A 21,792-nucleotide genomic window follows, 5' to 3' on the forward strand; every position below is an offset into this window, starting at 1 on the left:
ATTAAATCTCCCCCTGCTTCCCCTGCTCCCCCTGCTTCCCCTGCTCCCCCTGCTCCCCTAGCTTTAAGTGCTGGATCTTCCTCAAAACTTATGAAATCTGACTCTAAATCACCTCACGCCACTGAATCATCTTTTTCTATGGATGATTTTGCCAAAGCACTCGAACAACACGACTACCAGTTTCAAAAAGGGCAAGTAGTTCGCGGCAAGGTTTTTCAACACGATAGTAATGGCGCGTATGTAGATATTGGCGGCAAATCAGCGGCTTTTATGCCGATGGAAGAAGTCTCTTTGCGATCGCACTCAGATTTAGCCGAATTGTTGCCTTTGCAGGAAGAACAAGATTTTGTAATTATCAAGGAGCAAGATGCGGACGGGCAAGTAACTATTTCTCGCCGTCAGTTAGAAATCCAGCAAGTTTGGGAACGTCTTGCCGAAATGCAAGAAAATAGTCAAACGCTGCAAGTAAAGGTAACTGGCGTAAATAAGGGCGGCGTAACTGTTGATGTGCAAGGGGTACGCGGGTTTATTCCTAGGTCGCATCTTCTTGAACGCAACGATTTGGATAGTCTCAAAGGTCAAACTTTGAGCGCTACTTTTATAGAAGTTGACTTTAGTAATAATAAACTTGTGCTTTCTAATCGTTTGGCTACTCGTTCTGCTAGTTTTAGTCAGCTAGAAGTAGGTCAGCTAGTAGAAGGTAAAGTTAGTGGGATCAAGCCTTTTGGTTTGTTTGTCGATTTGGAAGGTGTGAGCGGCTTATTGCATATCAAGCAAATTAGCCAGAAATTTATCGAATCGCTATCATCTTTGTTTCAAGTCGGGCAAGTAATTAAGGCGGTAATTATCGATTTAGATGAAGGTAAAGGAAGAATTTCTTTGTCTACGCGAGTATTAGAAAGCTATCCAGGCGAGATGACAGAAAAGATGGATGAAGTGATGAGTAATGCTGAGGAGCGGGCAAATAAAGCCAAAGGCAAGCTAGAGGAGTAAGAATTGGCGATCGCTATAACTTGCCCGTAATAGCTGCAAGCTATCTTCCCTAAAGGAAAATTTGATTGTACCTATTAATTCTCCCCAGGTACGCAAATCTACAATTGATATTGCGCTGTCCAATTTACGGGCAAAAAATTCTATCCAAAATGGCGGTGCTTGTCTTTTTTGCTGCTCTTGTTGTCGTTTTTTCCACCGCCTGCGCCAATAGCTAAAGTCTTTGTCTGTAGGCGAGGCGACTGCTAAACTAGGCGGAAAGTCAGCGTAGCTTACAAATCTACTGATTCCTTTGGCGTGTACGTAGACAATATTTGCCCAACGCTCTACTCTATATATCTCCGCCTGCTGGATATCAAACATTACTGCGGCGGCTTCTGTACTCACAAATCTAGCAAGGCGGTGGAGGGGGTTGGATTTTGGCTCTGAAGTTGTTAGCATATTAATTATTGCTCTATATGTGAATCACATATCGCTCTGTATAAGTCTGTATATGAGTTGATATCGTTCTATATGTGAGTTTTTTGGTTAGCGATCGCCTTTCGGCGTGCAAAACTAAAAGGCGATCGTTTATACAATAATTATTAAACGACTAGATGTAGTCATTTGTCAATATCAAGATGGGAACAATTAGGCTGAGAGTCAGAGAACTTGCTGCTGAAAAAGGATGGACAATAAAGGAAGTTTCCGATCGTTCCGGTGTAATATACAGCACTCTCAGAACTTACGCCCGTTCGCCTGGAATGACGCTGGTTGACTTTACAGCTATTCAAAAGTTAGCCAAAACTTTTGACGTAATGATAGAAGATTTAATTGAAGTCGTTAAAGAATAAAAGCGATCGCACTTCAACCTAAAATCTGGGAAATTGCACGATTTGCTTGGGAAGCATAACCGCCCCCAAATAGATTGAAGTGGTTGAGGATGTGGTAAAGGTTATAGATAGGTTTGCGGCGCTCGTAAGCTGAATCTAAAGGAAAAATTTCGTTGTAGCCTTGGTAGAAGGCAGCAGGAAAACCGCCAAATAATTCAGTCATAGCAATATCTACTTCGCGATCGCCATAATAAGTCGCCGGATCGAAAATTACTGGTTCGCCCGTCTTAGTACAAGCCGCATTTCCTCCCCACAAATCGCCGTGTACGAGCGATGGTAGAGGTTGATGCGCTAGCAATTGAGGCATAGCTGCAAGTAGTTCATCAAGTTGAGGAAAATGCCCTCCTCGGCGCTTGGCTAACTGGAATTGATAGGCTAAACGATGCTGAATAAAAAATTCTGCCCAATCATCGTTCCAGGTATTAATTTGGAAAGTAGAGCCAATAGTATTATTTTGCTGCCAGCCAAAACCGCGATCGCAAGTTGCGCGATGCATAGCTGCTAGCTTGCGCCCCATTTCCAGCCAAGAATTCTTATTTCCACTACCAAGTTCTAGGTATTCTAATACTATGTAGGCAGAATTGTTCGCTATACCCCAACAAATCGGCTTTGGTACGCGGATAGTAGCAGTTTCAAACATCTGCTTTAACCCCAGCGCCTCCGCCTCAAACATAGCAACTTGCGACGCTTGATTGAGCTTGACAAAGTAGGATAAATTACTATCGCTAATTGCGTAGCCATGATTGATACAGCCACCACTGACAGAGCGCTGGTTTTGGACAGAAAACTCTTGCCCTGTAGCTTGGGTAATATGCCTGGCGATTTGCGTCCACATAGTTACTTAAGTTCCCTCAAATGCGAATATGGTATATATAAGGGTATATGATGGGAGCTATTTTGTTATGAATCCCGATCGGGCTGGAAATAGGGATTGAAGTATGCCAGACTTTACCGCCGAATCCTCACTATCAACCCTCAGACAAGAAGCTTGGAATCGGATTAGAAATAGCCTCCGTCCTGGACAGCAGCAGATGGCAGACTGGCAAGGTGGGACAATGGCAGTTTCCGCCGTTCCTGGTGCAGGGAAGTCTACAGGAATGGCAGCAGCAGCAGCTTTAGCGATCGCCAAATATCAACTTCACGCTCGTCGCCAGTTAGTTGTCGTCACTTTTACTCGTTCGGCAGCAGCTAATATTAAAGCAAAAATTCGTAACTTTCTGCGCGAAGATTTATCTTTACCGCCATCGGGTTTTGTCGTTCATACTTTACACGGACTTGCCCTCAATATTGCCAGTCGCTACCCAGAGTTATCTGGTTTGCAATTAGATAATGCAACTTTAATTACCCCGAACCAAAGTCATCGCTTAATTCGTACCTGCGTCGAACAGTGGATTAATACTCAACCTGGGCGGTATGCGCGGCTATTGCAGGGGCGACAATTTGATGGAGAGGAAACAGAACGCTTGCGCCGTCAATCGGTGCTGCGGACGGAAGTATTGCCAGCTTTAGCTTATAGCGTCATCCACGAGGCAAAAAGTTCGGGACTATTGCCAGCAACTTTACGGGAATTGAGCCAACAATTTACCGATGAGTATGACATTTTGGCGATCGCTTCTGGGTTGTACGAGCAGTATCAAAATATCATGCGATCGCGCGATTTTATCGACTACGACGACATGATTTTAGGCGCTCTGCAGGCGTTAGAGAACCCCAGCGCTCGTCAAATCGAGCAAAACCAAGTTTTTGCCGTATTTGAAGACGAAGCCCAAGATTCAACGCAATTGCAGACTCAGTTGTTAGAAATTCTTGCCATCGATCCTCATACTCCTGATGCGCCGCCTAATTTAATTCGCGTCGGCGATCCCAATCAAGCAATTAATTCTACCTTTACTCCGGCTGACCCAATTTATTTTCGCCGCTTTTGTGAAGAATGTTACAGCCAAAAACGATTAGCCACAATGGACACAGCAGGTCGTAGCAGCAAAATTATTATTGATGCTGCTAACTTTGCTTTGGAATGGATAAATAAGACTTATAGTAGTGGGAAACAGAAGACTCCTTTTCGCTTGCAGAAAATTCGCCCTGTAGATGCTGGCGATCCTCAACCTAATGCTAATCCCGAACCTTGGGGGAGCGGGTTGGAACTGCATACGCCGCGAGATATTTTTCATACGGCGCAGTTAATCGGCGAACGAGTAATTGAATTATTTAAGCTAGATCCAGGCAATATTCGGGCTGCCGTTTTAGTTAGAGAAAACCGTCAAGGACAATGGTTGGCGGAAATACTAGCACCTATTTGCCGCGAACATGATATTAATGTGTATGAAGTATCGGAAAGCGATCGCCGCTCTCACGTTCCTGCAGAAATTTTAGCTTGGTTGCAATTTCTCGATCGCCCTCATTCTCCTGACTATCTCAAAGCTGCTTTGGAAGTATTGGTACAACGGCAATTAATTGACCGTCAAGACCTCAATGCTTTAGCTTTACTTCCAGAACAATTTATTTACCCCAGTCCCTTAGATCCGCCGCCCAAAGAACCAGCTATTAAGCCGCGTAATTTGTGCCGCCAATTACTCCGCGCTCGTTTGGAACTACCGCACTATCAACTAATTTCCTTTTTAGCTTTAACTTTAAACTACGACCAAGCAGAACTCGCTACGGCAGATAAATTAGCAGAAAGAGTAGCCCAGCAAACTGCGGGTAATAGTTCCATGTCTGCCATGCTGACAGTATTAAATGAAATCGTTAGCGCCGAACGATTTGAACCTGTAGAAACAGAAGATTTGGAAGCGCGTTTTACCCGTCCTGGTCAGCTAACAATTATTACTATGCATAAAGCTAAAGGACTAGATTGGGACTGTGTATTTATACCATTTCTGCATGAAAATATGATTCCTGGTAGTTCCTGGATTCCGCCGCAGACGTTATTTTTGGGTGACTTTACCTTATCAGAAGTTGCCCGCGCTCAAATTCGGGCTGCCTTACACGGGCAATCTACTTTACCTAATATTACTGATGCTTGGGATGAGGCAAAACAGTTAAAAACTGCTGAGGAGTATCGTTTGCTCTACGTAGCTATGACTAGAGCAAAACGTTTATTGTGGATGTCTGCGGCACAAAAAGCACCGTTTACCTGGAGTAAACCGAATAATTTGGATAATAAAGCGCCTTGTCCTGTATTTCCAGCGCTAAAGCGTCAATTTCCTGCAGCAATCAATGTGCCAAAAGCACAGGTTAAAGGTTAAGAACAGAAATCTTTTTCCTTTCCTGAAAGGCTTTTGGCTTCCACCTAAAGACTCAATGTATTTATTACTATATGGACTTACAATATTCGATTAAGTTCAAAACTTAGATTAAGCAGGATATTTTAGAGTGAATCTACCAAGTAGCGTATTATTTGCTACAAAAGTGTAGTGTTATGAGTGGAGCAAATGAGGGTGAATCGCGCATCTCACGACTACTGTATAGATATTGGCGGCGGACATCGACACCTGGGCGTTGTATATGGATTGTAACGATCTACATAATTGCCTGGACAATACTGGACAAAATAGCACTTGCCTTTGAGACAGCACCAGAAATATCTGTTTGGTATCCGCCGTCAGCCCTTAATATCGTATTGATATTAACTTTTGGCTGGCGATATAGCCCAGCGTTGCTGCTAAATACATTCGCTCATAACTATCTTGTCACTGGGCGCGAACTCGATATTGCTCCGCTGTTAATCTTCGATTTAGTTACAGCACTAGGCTATGCTGGAGCTTGCGCCTTGCTACTATACAAGCTGCGGATAAATCCTCGGCTGCGGAAAATGCGCGATGTAACTTGGTTTGTAGTTGTTGCTGCTTTAGTTGCGCCTTTAATTATTGCTTTATTACAAACCGCAAATTTTGCCTACTTTAAAGTTATACCTTGGTCTAAATATACGTACCACACCTTGCATTACTGGGCTGGCGATGCTACTGGCATCGCTATGCTTGCACCGTTTATATTAGTTTGGTTGCGTAAGTTGCCTTGGATATGGGCGCACGTCGAAGATAAATCAGCAGTCATTGACGATAATCCACGTTTGCCCAAACGCCGAGAAATTCCCCAAATGCTGCTAGAAGGTTTAGCCCTGGGTTTAGGGATTTGGGCTGCTTATAGCTTGCGTCCAGGAAATAGTTTAGACTATACCTATTTCGTTTTTTTGCCCGCGATTTGGATAGCGCTGCGTCACGGGTTTGAAAGGGCGACAGTGACAGTTTTGTTGGTCAACATTGCTGTAGCAGTATTGGTAAGAGCAACTTTTGGGCAAAATGTTTTTGCATTACAATTTGGCTTGATGGCAATTACGCTCACTTGCTTGCTATTAGGTGGAGTAGCAAGCGATCGCCAACATACAGAAAGAGCTTTACGCGAATCAGCCGGACAATTAAATTACAGCGCTTTTTACGATGCACTGACCAATTTACCCAATCGGGCTTTATTTAGCGATCGCTTAGAAAGAGCCGTTGAGTACGCCAAACGCGATCCTGATGCTTTATTTGCCGTCCTGTTTATCGATTTAGATCAGTTCAAAGTTGTCAACGATAGCTTGGGACATACCCTTGGCGACCAACTACTGACAGCTATTGCCCGTAAACTAGAAGAATGCTTGCGTCCGACAGATACAATTGCCCGTTTGGGCGGAGATGAATTTACTATTTTACTAGAAAGCCTTACAGATGTTAGCGATACAATCCGCGTTGCCGAACGCATTCAAACGTCGCTAGCATTGCCGTTCGAGCTTGAGGGGCAAGAGGTATTTACTACAGCTAGTATCGGCATTGCTTTAAGTGCAACAGGCTATCAGCAAGCAGGAGATATTCTGCGCGATGCCAATATCGCTATGTATCGCGCCAAACAAATGAGGACGCGCTACGAGATATTTAACAGCAGTATGCACGCAAAAGCAGTTGCGCGTTTGCAGATGGAAACAGAATTACGTCGGGCGATCGAACGGCAAGAGTTTGTAGTTTACTATCAACCATTGGTGTCTCTAGCAACAGGGAGAATTGCTGGTTTCGAGGCTTTGGTGCGCTGGCAGCATCCTCAACGCGGTATTCTCGCTCCTGCTAAGTTTATGCTGCTAGCAGAAGAAACAGGGCTGCTTAACCCTATTGACCAATGGGTACTGCGCGAAGCTTGCCGTCAGATGCAGCAATGGCAAGAGCAAATTCCGACTAATCCACCTTTGATGATTAGTGCCAATTTGGGCAATAAATTATTTACTCAACCAGATTTAATCGAGCAAATTAGCCAGACTTTAGATGAAACCAGCTTAGATGCTCTGAGCCTCAAGCTAGAAATTACCGAAAATGTCTTGGCAGAGAATGACGAATCGACAATTGCCACGCTCTCGCAAATTAAAGCTTTGGGAGTACAGTTATCTATTGACGACTTTGGTACGGGATATTCTTCGTTGAGCCGTTTGCACCGTTTTCCGATTGACGAACTCAAAATCGATCGCTCATTTGTGAGCAAAATTGGCGCGGGGAAAGGCAATTTAGAAATAACCGAAACAATATTGACCTTAGCAAACAAACTGGGGATGAATGCGATCGCAGAAGGTATCGAAACAGCGGAGCAATTAGAACATCTTAGAGAGCTTAATTGCGCCTACGGGCAAGGGTACTACTTTTCTCAACCCTTACCCAGTCAAGCCGCAAAAGAGTTGATTATTGCCAAACCTCAATGGTAAGCTGCTAGATTCTATAGTAGGAACGCAGATGAACGCAGATGAACGCAGATGGAAACGAGTTGGCGTTGCAAGCTGTGAGGATAGGGAAAGCACTCATATTCTTCATCAACAGTTCTATTCTTCCACTCGATAACCTAATTCTGCTAATCGCGTCCTTGATTGTCGCCATTTGGGTTGGACTTTGACAAATAATTCTAGGTGGACTTTGCCTGCTATTAATTTTTGAATTTGTTGCCTGGCAGCACTACCAATAGCTTTGAGCATACTACCGCCTTTACCGATTAATATGCCTTTTTGCGAATCGCGCTCGATGTGGATAGTTGCAAACACGCGGGTAATTGTCGGTGCTTCTTCTACTTTTTCAATCGCGATCGCCACTGAATGCGGTACTTCTTCACGAGTTAGTAGTAAAATCTGTTCTCGGATGAGTTCGCCCATGATAAACCGTTCCGGCTGATCGGTGACTAAATCCGGCGGATAGTAATATGGTCCTGGTTCTAAGCGATCGATAATTAATTGTTGGAGAGTTTCTAATCCATCCCCGTTTAATGCGGAAAATTTCGCTAATTCCCAATTATTTGCTGCGGCTATTTGGGCGTAACTAGCATCTAATTGGGCAGATTCTTCTGGTTGTTCGTCGAGTTTATTGATACCTAGAATAACTGGGATTTGGCTGTGGGCAAGCAGTTCGACAATATAGCGATCGCCTCCTCCAGCCTCAACTGTACCATCGACGACAAACAGCACTACATCTACTGATTCAATGGCAATTCTGGCATTTTGTACTAATACTTCGCCTAATTGGTGGTGGGGTTTATGAATTCCTGGCGTATCGACAAAAATTAGCTGCGCTTGCGGCGTAGTTAAAATCCCGCGCAGGCGGTTGCGTGTAGTTTGCGCTACGGGGGAAGTAATGGCAATCTTCTGCCCAACTAAATGATTCATCAGCGTTGATTTGCCGACGTTAGGACGACCGATAATACCAATAAAACCCGATTTATAATTGGCAGGCGCTTGGGGTATGCTTGCTAAGTCTAAAATAATGCCTTCATTGTTGCTTGTTTGGGGATCGATATTACTTTCTGACATACTTGATAAATTTCTATTGAAGGCGAAGACTAGGAAGCTAAATAAAAGTTGCAATCTATTACAACTGTGTATGTTTCAGTTTAATCTACTGCTGTTAAGTCATTAAGCTACAAGATGGGACGCAAACGTATTGGCATCCTCACTAGCGGGGGAGATTGCGCTGGCTTGAATGCGGCAATTCGCGCCGTTGTATATCGGGCAATGGGAACTTACGGCTGGGAAGTGCTGGGGATTCGTCAAGCAACGCTAGGTTTACTGGCAAATCCGCCGCAAGTTATGCCTTTAGAAATTGAAAAAGTAGATGCTTTACTTACAGCAGGCGGCACGATGTTAGGCACTACAAATAAAGGCGATCCGTTTGCTTATCCTATGCCAGATGGTAGTTTATGCGATCGCTCAGAAGAAATTATCTCTAACTACCACCAATTGGGCTTGGATGCTTTAATTGGCATTGGCGGCGATGGTAGTGCGGCAATTTTGCGCCGTTTGGCGCAGCAAGGCAATATTAATCTAGTTGCGATTCCCAAAACTATTGATAACGATGTCGGCGTTACCGAACATTCTATTGGCTTTGATACAGCAGTAAATACAGCAACAGAAGCTTTGGATCGGTTGCACTTTACCGCAGCATCTCACAGTCGGGTAATTATTCTAGAAGTAATGGGGCGCGATGCGGGGCATATTGCCATTAGTGCCGGAATTGCTGGCGGCGCGGATATTATTTTGATCCCAGAAATTACTTATACTATTGACCAAGTTTGTCACAAAATCAAAGAACGTCAAGAACAAGGAAAAAATTATTGTTTGGCGATCGTCTCGGAAGCTGTACGCACTGAAGATGGCGAATCGGTGATGAATACCAATCGCTTAGGTCAATCTCGGTATGGCGGTATCGGTCAATACTTAGCTGATGAAATATGTCACCGTAGCGGTGCAGAAACGCGTGTAACGGTACTAGGACACATTCAACGCGGGGGGACCCCCTCGCCATTAGAACGGGTCACTGCGGCTGCTTTTGGGGTAGCTGCTGTCGATTTGATTGCCGAGGAGAAATACGATCGCATGGTAACTTGGCAAAATCGTCAGGTTGTTAGCGTACCTATAAGCGATGCGATCGCTCAATATCGTGCTGTCGATCCTGATGGTACTTTGGTGAGAACTGCGCGTGGTTTAGGAATTTGCTTGGGGGATTAATATAGATAAGGGCGATTAATTTAAATGGAGGCGGTTGGAAACCGCGTCTAGACAAACAAAACGCGGATGGTGCGCGGGTTAGTAATTCATAAATTATGCAAGTTAAAAGAATTAGCTTAGTTGCGATCGCCTCTATCATTACTAGCTTTTCATCGCCTTTAGTTCCGGTATTAGTCGCAACGTCGCAGGTACAAACAGATATCCGCAGCCAAGCCCAACGTCTATTAGGGCAAAGCCAGCAGCAACTAGATCGCCGTCAGTATCAAGCGGCTTTGCAGACGGCTTTGCAAGCTCTACAGCTTTACCGACAGCTAAAAGATCGCCAAGGCGAAGGAAAAGTTCTCAATAATATTAGTGCTGCTTACCGAGGGCTAGAGAACCATACTCAGGCGATCGCTTTTGCCCAGCAAGCTTTAGCAATATCGCTTAAAATTGGCGATCGTCACGCACAAAGCAGCGCTCTAAATAACTTGGGTATATCTTACACTGCTCTAAAAAATTATCCTCAAGCAACTACCTACTTAGAGCAAAGTTTAACTATTGCTAAACAAATTTCTGCCCGCGATCTTCAAGCGAGAGTTTTAAATAATTTAGGTAGTCTCAAAAATACCCAGCAAGACTACAACACAGCAATTAGTTACTACGAGCGGAGTTTAACAGTTGCTAGAAGCATCAAAGAGCGACGGGGAGAAGCGAGGGCGTTGGGTAGTTTGGGAGTTGCTTATTACTATAATGGTGACTTCCCACGCGCCATTAGCTACTACGAGCAGTCAATCAAGTTATTGCGTCAGCTTCAAGATAAAGAAGGTGAAGCGGCAATTACAGCAGCTATCGGGTTTGCTTACTACGGCATAGGAGATTTCCCGCGCGCGATCGCCTCTTACGAGCAAAGTTTAGCAGCTAACCGCGCTCTTGGGGATAAGAAACAGCAATATGCAGTTTTATCAGGTTTAGGGGTAGCTTATGATGCGATTGGAAATTACGATCGCGCGATCGCTTCCCATGAAGAAGCTTTAAAACTTGCCACCCAGCTTAGAGATCCTCAAGGTATCAAAGATACTTTAGGTAATTTAGGTTCTGCTTATTTAAATAGCGGTAACTACACTAAAGCAATTGAGTACAGCCAGCAAAGTTTAATTGTTGCTAAAGCTCTCAAAGACAGTTCTAGTCAAGCAAATGCTTTGGCTAATTTAAGTACAGCTTATACTGCTTTAGCCGATTACACCAAAGCTCTTGATTACATTGGGCAAAGTTTGCAACTTGCTCGTGCTAATAAAGATCGCTCTATTGAAGCGAATGTGTTGAGTAATTTAGCTAACATTTATCACTCTATAGGCGATAGTAAAAAATCGCTAGTATATGCCCAGCAAAGTTTGCAACTTGCTCGTCAAATTAAAAATCGAGCCGCAGAAGGTAGAGCTTTAATTAATATAGGCGGTATATACAATGCTTTAGGCAATTATGCTCAAGGGTTGAACTACTCTAAACAAAGTTTAGCAATCGGCAAACAACTTAAAGAGCCTCGAATTCAACAGACAAGTTTAAATAATTTGGCTGCTACATACCTAGGTTTAGGTAAGTTCGCTGAGGTAATTGATTACTCGCAGCAAAGTTTAGTTATTGCTCAAAAAATCAAAGATCCGCAAGCTCAAGCAACAGCTTTAGTAAACTTGAGTAGCGCTTATTTATTTGCAGGCGATTACAACAAAGCAATAACTTACAGCAGTCAAAGTTTAGCAATTGCCAATAAGATTAAAGCTCGTCGCGTAGCTGCCTCAGCTTTGGCTAATTTAGGTAGTGCTTACATCCAAAACGGTAAATATCAAGAAGGGCTGCAATATTCTACGCAAAGTTTAGCTCTAGCAAGAAGCATTAAAAATCCTCAAGTAGAGCAGTATTCTTTAGCTAATTTAGGCATTGCTTACTTATTTTTGGGTAAATACAATGAAGCGATAAGTTACTCCCAGCAGAGTTTGAAACTTGCAAGAGCAACTAAAGATCGCCGAGTAGAAGGAGTCGCTTTAGGCAATTTAGGACTAGCATTCTTATCTTTAGAAGACTATTCCAAAGCTATTAACTATCAGCAGCAACGGTTAATAGTTGCTCGTGCGATCGAAGATCGTCAAGGAGAAGGGCAAGCATTAGGAAATTTGGGTATTGCTTATTTGGATTTAGCAGAGTATGACAAAGTAATTGACTATAGTTTGCAAAGTATAAAAATTACTCGCGAACTCAAAGATCCTCTTGGCGAAGGTAGTTCGCTGGCAAATTTGGGTACAGCATACTTTTTCTTAGAAAAATATCCACAAGCAAGGAAGTATTCAGAGGCAGGTTTAGCGATCGCCAAAACCATCAAAAATCCCCGCATTGAAGGCATTGCCCTCAATAATATAGGTGCTATTTTTTACAAACAGGGCAAACTAGCAGAGGCAGAAAAAAACTACCGTCAGGCGATCGCAGTGCGGGAAAACCTGCGGGCAGGATTAGACGATGATGCTAATAGAATTGCTTTATTTGAAACTCAACTCAAGAGCTATCGACGATTACAACGAGTATTGATTGCTCAAAATCAACCAAATGCAGCTTTAGAAATTGCTGAGAGAGGGCGCAGTCGGGCGTTCGTAGATTTATTAGCTAGACGCTTGTCGCCTCAAAAAGCAGAGCAATATCAAGCACCTCCACCTACAGTAGCTCAAATTCAACAAATTGCGCGATCGCAACAAGCTACTTTAGTTGAATACTCAATTATTTTAGATGATTTCCCAATTGACGGTAAACTCCAAACAAGAGAATCAGAGTTATATATTTGGGTAATTAAGCCTACAGGGGAAATCGTCTTTCACAGTGTCAATTTAAAACCTTTATGGCAAAAGCAAAATACTAATTTAACAGGTTTAGTTGCAAATAGCCGTCAAGCTATACCTTCTAGGAGTCGTGCTAGCTTGCAGCAACTCTATCAATTACTAATTCAGCCTGTCGCTGATGTTCTTCCCAAAAAAGCAACTGAGCGCGTTATATTCATTCCCCAACAAGCTTTATTTCTCGTACCTTTTCCAGCACTGCAAGCACCAGATGGCACGTATTTAATTGAAAAGCATACTATTTTGACTTCTCCCTCAATCCAAGTTTTAGACTTGACGCGCCAGAAACTCCAAAGAGTCAAACAAGTAGGATTAAAAAATTCAGTAGTAGTAGGAAATCCTACTATGACTAGAGTTTCGCCAGCAATTGGTTTGCCACCAGAGCCATTACCTAGCTTACCAGGAGCCGAGAAAGAAGCAAAAGCGATCGCGCCTTTACTCCGCACTCAAGCAATTACCGGAAATCAAGCAACTAAAGCTGCAATTATGCAAAAGTTGCCTACAGCTAAATATATTCACTTAGCAACTCACGGGTTAGCTGATGATATTCAAGGTTTAGGTAGTTGGATAGCGCTTGCGCCTGCTGGTAAAGATAATGGATTGTTGACAGCAGAAGAAATTATCAATTTACAACTCAACGCAGAATTAGTAGTCATGAGCGCTTGCGAAACCGGAAGAGGAAAAATTACAGGCGATGGTGTAATTGGGTTATCTCGCTCTTGGATTAGTGCAGGAGTACCAACAGTAGTAGTATCTTTGTGGTTTGTACCCGATGCGCCTACTCAAGTTTTGATGACTAAGTTTTATCAAAATATGCAGCGCAATCCAGATAAAGCGCAGGCTTTACGCAGTGCTATGTTGGAGACGATGAAACAAAATCCCAATCCTAGAGATTGGGCGGCGTTTACGATTATTGGCGAAGCGTTGTAGGGAATGAGAGACAAGGAGTACAGAAGAGAAGTTCAAAAGAATTATCTCCCCCTGCTTCCCATCTCCTACGTTCCTGGTAACGATCGCAATCTTTCGCTCAGATGGGTGCGATCGCTTAAACTATGTACTAAAGGACCGTGTGCGCCAAATTCTACTTTACTTACCGATCCTACCGGACATCCTAAGCGAAACCGAAATCGCCCAACATCGATACCGAGTAAGCTGCACAACATAATCCGAATAGTTGCTTTGTGGGAAACAATCAAAATGTTACCGCTACTATAACGCTGCTTAATTTCCTCAATTACGAGTAAAGCACGACTTGCGATCGCAACTGCTAATTCTCCCCCAGTAGGCGGATACCATGCCGGATCTGCTGTCCAACGAATGTAGTCATCGTGATATTCTTGAGAAACAGTTGCTACTGTTTGCCCTTCCCACTTGCCGTAATTAATTTCCTTTAAACCATCGCGCAATTCTAACTCTATACCTACTTTTTGCGCTAAAGGAGTAGCTGTGGCGATCGTTCTTTGCATCGGACTTGCATAAATGGCACTCCAATCTACAGAATGGTAAGCATCTGCAAAAGCTTGTGCCATTTCTAATCCATCTGGAGTTAATTGCGGATCGATAGAGCCACAAAAAGCATTATCGCGACTGCATTCTGTTTGTCCGTGACGGAGTAAATAAAGCGTTAAAGCCATAAAAAGCTGATAGTTTCTACCATTGCAAGTAAGCTGCTTCAATTCCTTGCTCGCGCCGAATCTTACCATCTTTTTCAAACCAAGCTACTATCTGCTGCGTTTCCAAATCTTCTATAGCCACGCCGTACTCTTGAGCAATATGTTTCAATAACTTCAAAGATGAAATAGTCAGTCTAGTTAAAAACTTTTCATTAGCTGCAAGTAAAGCTGCATCTACCTTAGCGGATTCTTCCAAAGTTAAAAATTGCGTTGATGGCTGTGCGTTCATAAATCTACCCGTAGCATAAACAATACATTGCTTTAAACGTGCAACCAATATGGACTGTTATCTGCGTTCATCTGCGTGCATCTGCGTTCAACTTAGTTTTCTATCGCTCTTCTACCAAATAGCCGCAACGCTGTTCGCCATTAATAATCCAATGGGTGCGCTCTACAATACAATCTGGTAATACTTGAGCAAACATTTCTAATTCGTGTCCGCAAATACTGGGGAAGGATTCAGCAACATTAGAAATAGCGCACTTATGCTCTGTCATAATAAAACGCCGATCGCTCTCTAGCGAATGACATTCTGCCATAAACCCTTCAGCTTTTCTTAGTTCCACAAGTTTTGTTACTCGCTCCTGCAAACTTCCATCTCCCAATGCTTCCCGATAGGCGATCGCTTTACGTTCCCACTGTTTGCCTAAAATATGGCTTACTTGGTCAGGTCCTACGGTTTCTGCTAAGGTATCGAGTAAAGAGACGGCAAATGTACTGTAGTTGATGCTGCTAGCTGGACTTACGCGATCGCTCCCTTTGCTGCTAAGTTGATATACGTGCTGCGGACGACCCATTTCTTGAGCCACTGCGCTGTAGAATATTAGTTCTTGGACTTCTAAATCTTTTAAATGACGGCGCACTGCTTGCTGACTTATTTCTAACTGCGTTGCCAATTCCTGGGCTGTTGCTGAATCATGCTGCCACAGATATTGCAAAATATCCTGTTTTGTTGAGGGCTGCTGTGCGATCGCCATCTTTATTCCAAAAAAATCTTACTTTGACAACATACCTGTTGTTAATATACCTTAAAATGAAGATAGATTAAACAACTTCTTTGTTGTTTTAGTCGTACTATGGTGAAAGCTGTTTAGAGATAAGTAGCGATCGCCCGTCTGCCGAAAGAGAGATTAATCAAGAGAACGTAAGAGAACACTACTGATGAGTGCTATCAAAACATTAGTTAATCAGCCCTACAAGTACGGTTTTGTCACCAATATTGAGGCAGATACAATTGCCAGGGGTTTGAATGAAGACGTAATTCGCCTGATCTCAGCCAAAAAAGAAGAACCTGAGTTCATGCTAGAGTTTCGTCTCAAAGCTTACCGCCAGTGGCAGAAAATGACAGAACCTACTTGGCAAAATGTCAAGTACCCGACTATTGATTATCAAGATATTATCTACTATTCTGCGCCCAAACAGAAGGCAAAGCTCAATAGCTTAGAAGAAGTAGATCCAACTTTACTAGAAACCTTTGAAAAGTTAGGCATTCCCCTATCCGAGCAAAAGCGATTATCTAACGTAGCTGTCGATGCGATTTTCGATAGCGTCTCTGTCGCTACTACATTTAAAGAGAAGCTAGCAAAAGAAGGCGTAATTTTCTGCTCGATTTCGGAAGCATTGCGCGAACATCCCGAATTGGTGCAGAAGTATTTGGGTAGTGTAGTTCCTGTTGCCGATAATTACTTTGCGGCATTAAATAGCGCTGTATTTAGCGATGGCTCTTTTGTCTACATTCCTAAAAATACCAAATGCCCGATGGAGTTATCGACGTATTTCCGCATCAATAGCGGCGATACTGGGCAATTCGAGCGCACGCTAATCGTTGCAGAAGAAGGTAGTTCGGTTTCCTACCTAGAAGGCTGTACCGCGCCGATGTACGACACCAACCAGTTGCACGCCGCTGTAGTTGAATTAGTTGCCTTAGATAATGCTGAGATTAAGTATTCAACAGTGCAAAACTGGTACGCCGGAGATGAAAACGGCAAAGGCGGTATTTACAACTTTGTAACCAAGCGCGGCTTGTGTCAGGGAGTTAATTCTAAGATTTCTTGGACTCAAGTTGAAACTGGTTCAGCAATTACTTGGAAGTATCCTAGTTGCGTATTAGTAGGCGATAACTCAGTAGGTGAGTTTTATTCAGTAGCACTGACTAATCACAAGCAGCAGGCTGATACTGGTACGAAGATGATCCACGTGGGCAAAAATACTCGCAGTACGATTATTTCTAAGGGTATTTCTGCTGGTAGTTCTGCTAATAGCTATCGCGGTTTAGTAAAGATTAATCCCAAGGCGGAAGGCGCGCGCAATTATTCTCAGTGCGATTCGATGCTGATTGGGGATAACGCTCATGCTAATACTTTCCCTTACATTCAGGTGCAAAATCCTACAGCTAAGGTTGAGCATGAAGCTTCTACCTCTAAGATTGGCGAAGATCAGTTGTTCTATTTTTCTCAGCGCGGTATTTCAGCAGAAGATGCGATTTCAATGATGATTAGCGGCTTCTGTAAGGACGTATTTAATCAGCTACCCATGGAGTTTGCGGTTGAAGCTGATAGATTACTGAGTCTGAAACTAGAAGGAAGTGTTGGATAGAACGAACCGCAGGAGAAGGAGGAAGCAAGATGATTGGGGAAAATAGTCGGGTTGTGCTGTCAGTTAAAGATTTGACGGCGGAAGTGGATGGAAGTCCAATTCTTAAGGGTGTAAATTTAGAGGTTCGCTCTGGGGAAATTCATGCGATTATGGGTCCTAATGGCTCTGGTAAAAGTACGTTTTCTAAGGTATTAGCTGGGCATCCTGCTTATGAGGTGACTGGCGGTGAGGTACTTTTTGAGGGCGAAAATTTGCTAGAAATGGAACCAGAGGAAAGAGCTAGGGCTGGCGTGTTTTTAGCCTTCCAGTATCCTTTGGAAATTCCAGGGGTGAGTAATTTGGATTTTTTACGGGTGGCTTATAATTCCCGCCGTAAAGAACAGGGGTTGGAGGAGTTGGATTCGTTCGATTTTGACGACTTGATTCAAGAAAAGTTGGATGTGGTGAAGATGAATCCTGCTTTTCTGAGTCGTAGCGTGAATGAAGGATTCTCTGGTGGCGAGAAGAAGCGCAATGAGATTTTGCAAATGGCGATTTTAGAGCCGAAAGTCGCAATCTTAGATGAGACTGATTCGGGGTTAGATATTGATGCACTGAAGATTGTTGCGGGTGGTGTTAACCAGTTGGCTAGCCCAGAAAATAGCACGATTTTGATTACTCACTACCAAAGGCTGCTAAATTATATTGTTCCCGATTACGTCCATGTGATGGCTGAGGGCAGGATTATTAAGAGTGGTAGTAAAGAGTTGGCGCTAGAGTTAGAGTCACGCGGTTACGATTGGGTGTTAGCGCAAGCTGAGGTGGGAGTGTAATGATTTCGCCTATAGTTGATGTTGGTGTTAAAGATCGAGATGCTGTTTTAACTGCATTGTTGCAGCAGTGTCAAGGTCAAAAGCTGCAGGTGTTGGAACCAGAGATGTTGTCTTGGTTGCAGGAATTGCGCGATCGCGCTTGCGATCTAGTACATTTATATACATTACCAACAACGCGGGATGAAGAATGGCGGTTTACCGATTTATCTGCCCTGCGTCAAGTAAAATTTACCAATGCAGAGACGTTGCACGCAAAGTCTCCCACCGATATCGCCCCCCTAATATTGCCAGAAGCAGCAAATAGCCGTGTAGTATTTGTTAATGGCATTTACGCACCAGAATTATCGGCTGTTACCGATTTGCCTGATGGTATTGTAGCAAGCAATTTAGCTAGCTTACCTGTAGAAAAGCGATCGCAATTGCAAGATTATTTAGCCCAGATTCCAGGTACTCAAGAAGTTTTTACGGCTCTTAATACTGCTGGGATTGTTGATGTGGCGGTAGTTTGGGTTGATAAGAATGTTGTAGTCGATACTCCTATTCATCTATTGTTTGTTACTGCTGGTGACGAACCTGTTGTGTCTCAACCTCGTTGTTTGGTGGTGGCTGAATCTGGTAGCCAGGTGACAGTAGTTGAAGAATATACGCACCAGAGAAAGGAAGACAGAGTTTATTTTAGTAATGCTGTAACTGAAATTTGGGTAGAGGAAAACGCCCAAGTTGAGCATACTAGGGTAGAAAGAGAGAGTTCAGAGGCTTTTCATATAGGAAAGACTGCGATCTCTCAAGCTCGTGATAGTCGTTATGCTTGTTATGCAGTTAGCTTAGGTGGTAAGCTTTCGCGGCATAATTTAGAGGTGTTGCAGGCTGGAGAACAAACTGATACTACTCTAAATGGGTTGACAGTCGTTGCTGGCTCTCAGGTAGGCGATACTCATAGTGCGATCGCTTTGAATTATCCTTATGGTACGAGCAATCAGTTGCATAAGTGTATTGTGGCAGATAGAGCGCACGCGGTATTTAACGGTAAGGTGTTTGTGCCTAAACCCGCTCAGCTAACTAATGCCGCTCAGTTGAATCGCAATCTGCTCTTATCTCCTAGAGCTAGAGTTGATACTAAGCCTCAGCTAGAGATTACTGCTGACAATGTGAAGTGTTCTCACGGTGCTACAGTAAGTCAGTTAGAAGATGATGAGGTGTTCTATCTGCAAAGTCGCGGCTTAAATGCTGATGATGCTCGCAATCTTTTAGTTAATGCATTTGCAGCGGAAATTATCAATCAGTTACCTTTGGAGTCTTTGCGTGCAAGCCTTACAACTGCTGTTAAGGATGCTTTGACGGAAGTTTAAACAAGTAAATTTACTATTTATATACGATGACTGTTACTAAAGAAAGAACTCTTGCCGATTTAGTCCGCGCCGATTTCCCGATTCTACATCAAGAAGTCAATGGCAAACCTCTAGTCTATTTGGATAATGCGGCTACTTCTCAAAAGCCTTTATTGGTTCTCAATACTTTAAAAGACTACTACGAGCAATATAATTCCAACGTGCATAGAGGCGTGCACACTCTAAGTGCTAAGGCGACAGATGCTTACGAAGGTGCGCGAGATAAAGTTGCTGCTTTTATAAAGGCGGCTTCGCGTCAAGAAATTGTCTTTACTCGCAATGCAACTGAGGCAATTAATTTAGTTGCTTATAGTTGGGGTAATAGTAATTTAAAAGCTGGTGATGAGATCGTGTTGTCGGTGATGGAACACCACAGCAATCTTATTCCTTGGCAGTTGCTAGCGCAAAGAACTGGTGCTGTACTCAAGTTTGTGGAATTAACCGAAACAGAAGAATTCGATCTCGAACAGTTCAAGTCTCTAGTTTCCGAGAAAACTAAGTTGGTTGCAGTTGTTCATGTTTCTAATACATTAGGTTGTATTAATCCGATTGCGGAAATTACGGCGATCGCGCATCAGTTTGGCGCTAAAGTATTACTGGATGCTTGCCAAAGTGTCCCCCATATGCCTATCGACGTGCAGAAATTAGACTGCGATTGGTTGGTAGCTTCTGGGCATAAAATGTGCGCTCCGACTGGAATTGGCTTTTTGTATGGCAAGTTAGATTTACTGCGCTCCATGCCTCCATTTTTGGGCGGTGGTGAGATGATTGCCGATGTATATCTAGATAGCGCTACCTATGCCGATTTACCGCATAAGTTTGAAGCCGGAACGCCAGCTATTGCAGAAGCGATCGCATTAGGGGCAGCGGTAGACTATCTTAGCAATATCGGTATGGATAAAATCTATACTTACGAGGCTGAATTAACTGGTTATTTGTTCGAGCAATTAGGGCAAATTCCTGAAATCCGCACTTATGGACCTTTACCCAAAGTAGCAGGTTTAGGTAGAGCGGCGCTGGCTTCTTTTACAGCAGGCGATGTTCATCCTCACGACTTATCTACGATCTTGGATCAAGCTGGGGTGGCGATTCGTGCGGGACATCATTGCACTCAACCTTTGCACCGCTACTTGAAGGCACAATCTACAGCTAGAGCTAGTTTATCTTTCTATAACACTCGCGAGGAAATTGATGTATTTATTACTGCTTTGCGGGAAGCTGTAGAGTTTTTTGGCAGTATCTTCGGTTAAAGAAACTGTAATTTGTTCTTAGTTCTTCTGTGCATCAGCAGGAAATGTAATGGCTGCGCTGTCCTAATTGCCAGCGTGCGGTATCGATCTTGCTATTACTTCCTGCTAGCTATAGGAGCGAAAGTAGAGTAAATATTAATGAGGTTGAAAAAATCGAAGTCCAAATTTGCCCAAATCAAAAATGTCTTCAGAGTTGCAATGGTATGTACTGTGCAATTTAATCAATGGATTGCCTCAAATTCAGTGGTATGTGTATAAGATTGAGGTTACAGGAGACTTTTTATATATTCATTCTAGAAGTTCAACTCTGGCAGAAAATACCACCCTTTTTATCATTAATGCCCAAGGAGAATTTATTTAATGAGCGTAAGTAATCTCAAAAATCTTAGCACTGATGAATTAGTTAAACAGTTCAAGGAAGCTACCCTGATTGGTACACCACCTCAAGAACTTATTAGTGAGCTAAAAAATAGACCTGGTATTGCTTTTATCAATGCTACTGATTCAGCCGAAGTTACCCTAGAAAAAGCTCGTGCTGCAATCGAGCGAGTGGAGAAGGGTAATCGTCAAAGTTCTTAAGCATTGGCTAAATAATCTCAAATGCTGTTTAGCATTACTGTCTATCAGCTTATACGTAACAGATCAATCTGGCGATACTGAACGCTAGACATCAGTCCTGCTCAAATCCTTGATTTATCGTCCTTATGCATATAGTGAATGCTGCCGATTGATGACAAAAGCGATCGCTTCGACAATTTTCCCACCTATAAACACTTTCACCCAGCGAGGAATATAAGTTCCGGCAATCATTTCTCGTCGCCAAAGTAACTGCAATTTCGTAGCAACATAACTAGCTGCAATTTGATAGGCAACGCCGCGACAACTACCCCCGCGATCTAGTTAGCGATAGGGTGCGTTGCAAGTCAACGCACCCTACTACTGCTCGACTACTCAATTGATGGCGCTAAATGGGTTAACTGCGGAGAACTTAGTTAAACGCACTATGGAATTGATTGGTTGATAAATAGTTTGCTAATAACTTATTAATAATTTGGCTACAGCAGATATACGTAAAGTAATATGAAGTTATTAATTATATGCGTATATCTGCTGTTTTTGTTAATGATTTTAATTGATTAAATATTTATAAATAAACAATCATATAAATTTTGATATGCTAAAACTCACAAAACAGTAGCAGCAATTTATGTTGCAAAGAAAACAGCTAATAATTTTTATAATTAAGTTGAATTAAATTGTATGGTGCGTTTTGAAAACGCACCATACAAGAGAGGCGATCGCACTTTAGACTACTAGAAGCAATAGTAGTAATTAGTGCAGCCATA

17 protein-coding genes and 1 pseudogene are annotated in these 21,792 nt (G+C 43.0%); 11 read left to right on the forward strand and 7 right to left on the reverse strand.

Features of this window, described 5'->3' with window-relative positions:
• Positions 1 to 90 precede the first annotated feature (90 nt).
• Positions 91 to 993, forward strand: a complete 903-nt coding sequence (locus tag UH38_RS16955) for a S1 RNA-binding domain-containing protein (protein WP_045055919.1) — start codon at positions 91 to 93, stop codon at positions 991 to 993.
• Here UH38_RS16955 and UH38_RS16960 read toward each other — a convergent pair.
• Positions 982 to 1,431: a hypothetical protein gene (locus tag UH38_RS16960; protein WP_045055868.1), complete on the reverse strand. Its 450-nt coding sequence runs from the start codon at positions 1,429 to 1,431 to the stop codon at positions 982 to 984. The genes UH38_RS16955 and UH38_RS16960 overlap by 12 nt on opposite strands.
• 179 nt (positions 1,432 to 1,610) lie before the next feature.
• Here UH38_RS16960 and UH38_RS16965 point away from each other — a divergent pair, with 179 nt between their 5' ends.
• On the forward strand, positions 1,611 to 1,823 hold the full coding sequence (locus tag UH38_RS16965) for a helix-turn-helix domain-containing protein (RefSeq protein WP_045055869.1): 213 nt from the start codon (positions 1,611 to 1,613) through the stop codon (positions 1,821 to 1,823).
• A gap of 13 nt (positions 1,824 to 1,836) precedes the next feature.
• On the opposite strand, the gene UH38_RS16970 is transcribed toward UH38_RS16965, so the two are convergent.
• A complete protein-coding gene (locus tag UH38_RS16970; RefSeq protein WP_045055870.1) occupies positions 1,837 to 2,697 on the reverse strand; it encodes a fructosamine kinase family protein in 861 nt (286 codons plus the stop codon).
• A 103-nt stretch (positions 2,698 to 2,800) separates the two neighbouring features.
• Between UH38_RS16970 and UH38_RS16975 the strand changes: the two genes are divergently transcribed.
• Together UH38_RS16975 and UH38_RS27300 are read left to right on the forward strand one after the other, a co-directional pair.
• A complete protein-coding gene (locus UH38_RS16975; RefSeq protein WP_045055871.1) occupies positions 2,801 to 5,107 on the forward strand; it encodes an ATP-dependent helicase in 2,307 nt (768 codons plus the stop codon).
• Between the two features lie 173 nt (positions 5,108 to 5,280).
• Positions 5,281 to 7,584 carry a putative bifunctional diguanylate cyclase/phosphodiesterase gene (locus UH38_RS27300; protein WP_052672432.1) on the forward strand — a complete coding sequence of 768 codons (2,304 nt, stop codon included), beginning with the start codon at positions 5,281 to 5,283 and terminating at the stop codon, positions 7,582 to 7,584.
• Positions 7,585 to 7,698: 114 nt separating this feature from the next.
• Here the strand turns inward: UH38_RS27300 and era are convergent, their stop codons facing one another.
• Positions 7,699 to 8,673, reverse strand: coding sequence for a GTPase Era (gene era, locus UH38_RS16985; protein WP_045055872.1), 975 nt, complete (start codon positions 8,671 to 8,673; stop codon positions 7,699 to 7,701).
• Positions 8,674 to 8,787: 114 nt separating this feature from the next.
• Here era and UH38_RS16990 point away from each other — a divergent pair, with 114 nt between their 5' ends.
• Together UH38_RS16990 and UH38_RS16995 are read left to right on the forward strand one after the other, a co-directional pair.
• The gene (locus tag UH38_RS16990) at positions 8,788 to 9,867 is read left to right on the forward strand and encodes an ATP-dependent 6-phosphofructokinase (protein WP_045055873.1); all 1,080 of its coding nucleotides are present in this window, start codon (positions 8,788 to 8,790) and stop codon (positions 9,865 to 9,867) included.
• A gap of 95 nt (positions 9,868 to 9,962) precedes the next feature.
• Positions 9,963 to 13,658, forward strand: a complete 3,696-nt coding sequence (locus UH38_RS16995; protein ID WP_045055874.1) for a CHAT domain-containing protein — start codon at positions 9,963 to 9,965, stop codon at positions 13,656 to 13,658.
• Between the two features lie 65 nt (positions 13,659 to 13,723).
• Here the strand turns inward: UH38_RS16995 and UH38_RS17000 are convergent, their stop codons facing one another.
• The 3 genes from UH38_RS17000 to sufR form a co-directional block, all read right to left on the reverse strand.
• On the reverse strand, positions 13,724 to 14,362 hold the full coding sequence (locus UH38_RS17000; RefSeq protein ID WP_045055875.1) for a histidine phosphatase family protein: 639 nt from the start codon (positions 14,360 to 14,362) through the stop codon (positions 13,724 to 13,726).
• A gap of 16 nt (positions 14,363 to 14,378) precedes the next feature.
• Positions 14,379 to 14,630 (reverse strand): hypothetical protein, encoded by a 252-nt coding sequence (locus tag UH38_RS17005; protein ID WP_045055876.1) that lies wholly within the window; start codon positions 14,628 to 14,630, stop codon positions 14,379 to 14,381.
• Between the two features lie 100 nt (positions 14,631 to 14,730).
• Entirely contained in the window at positions 14,731 to 15,378 is a 648-nt protein-coding gene (sufR, locus tag UH38_RS17010; RefSeq protein WP_045055877.1) for an iron-sulfur cluster biosynthesis transcriptional regulator SufR, read from the reverse strand.
• Between the two features lie 184 nt (positions 15,379 to 15,562).
• On the opposite strand from sufR, the gene sufB reads away from it, so the two are divergent.
• The 5 genes from sufB to UH38_RS17040 all read left to right on the forward strand — a co-directional run bounded on the left by sufB (position 15,563) and on the right by UH38_RS17040 (position 21,025).
• Positions 15,563 to 16,996 carry a Fe-S cluster assembly protein SufB gene (gene sufB, locus UH38_RS17015; protein ID WP_407640458.1) on the forward strand — a complete coding sequence of 478 codons (1,434 nt, stop codon included), beginning with the start codon at positions 15,563 to 15,565 and terminating at the stop codon, positions 16,994 to 16,996.
• A 29-nt stretch (positions 16,997 to 17,025) separates the two neighbouring features.
• The gene (gene sufC, locus UH38_RS17020; protein ID WP_045055879.1) at positions 17,026 to 17,808 is read left to right on the forward strand and encodes a Fe-S cluster assembly ATPase SufC; all 783 of its coding nucleotides are present in this window, start codon (positions 17,026 to 17,028) and stop codon (positions 17,806 to 17,808) included.
• Entirely contained in the window at positions 17,808 to 19,157 is a 1,350-nt protein-coding gene (sufD, locus tag UH38_RS17025) for a Fe-S cluster assembly protein SufD (RefSeq protein WP_045055880.1), read from the forward strand. The genes sufC and sufD overlap by 1 nt, the downstream gene beginning before the upstream one ends.
• A gap of 26 nt (positions 19,158 to 19,183) precedes the next feature.
• Positions 19,184 to 20,446, forward strand: coding sequence for a SufS family cysteine desulfurase (locus UH38_RS17030; protein WP_045055881.1), 1,263 nt, complete (start codon positions 19,184 to 19,186; stop codon positions 20,444 to 20,446).
• Between the two features lie 360 nt (positions 20,447 to 20,806).
• Positions 20,807 to 21,025 carry a hypothetical protein gene (locus tag UH38_RS17040; RefSeq protein WP_045055883.1) on the forward strand — a complete coding sequence of 73 codons (219 nt, stop codon included), beginning with the start codon at positions 20,807 to 20,809 and terminating at the stop codon, positions 21,023 to 21,025.
• 123 nt (positions 21,026 to 21,148) lie between these two features.
• Here UH38_RS17040 and UH38_RS25505 read toward each other — a convergent pair.
• Positions 21,149 to 21,328: pseudogene (locus tag UH38_RS25505) on the reverse strand (gamma-glutamylcyclotransferase); the annotation flags it as partial.
• Between the last annotated feature and the right edge of the window lie 464 nt (positions 21,329 to 21,792).

Origin of the sequence: Aliterella atlantica CENA595 (assembly GCF_000952155.1) — a bacterium.
Lineage (GTDB): Bacteria > Cyanobacteriota > Cyanobacteriia > Cyanobacteriales > Chroococcidiopsidaceae > Aliterella > Aliterella atlantica.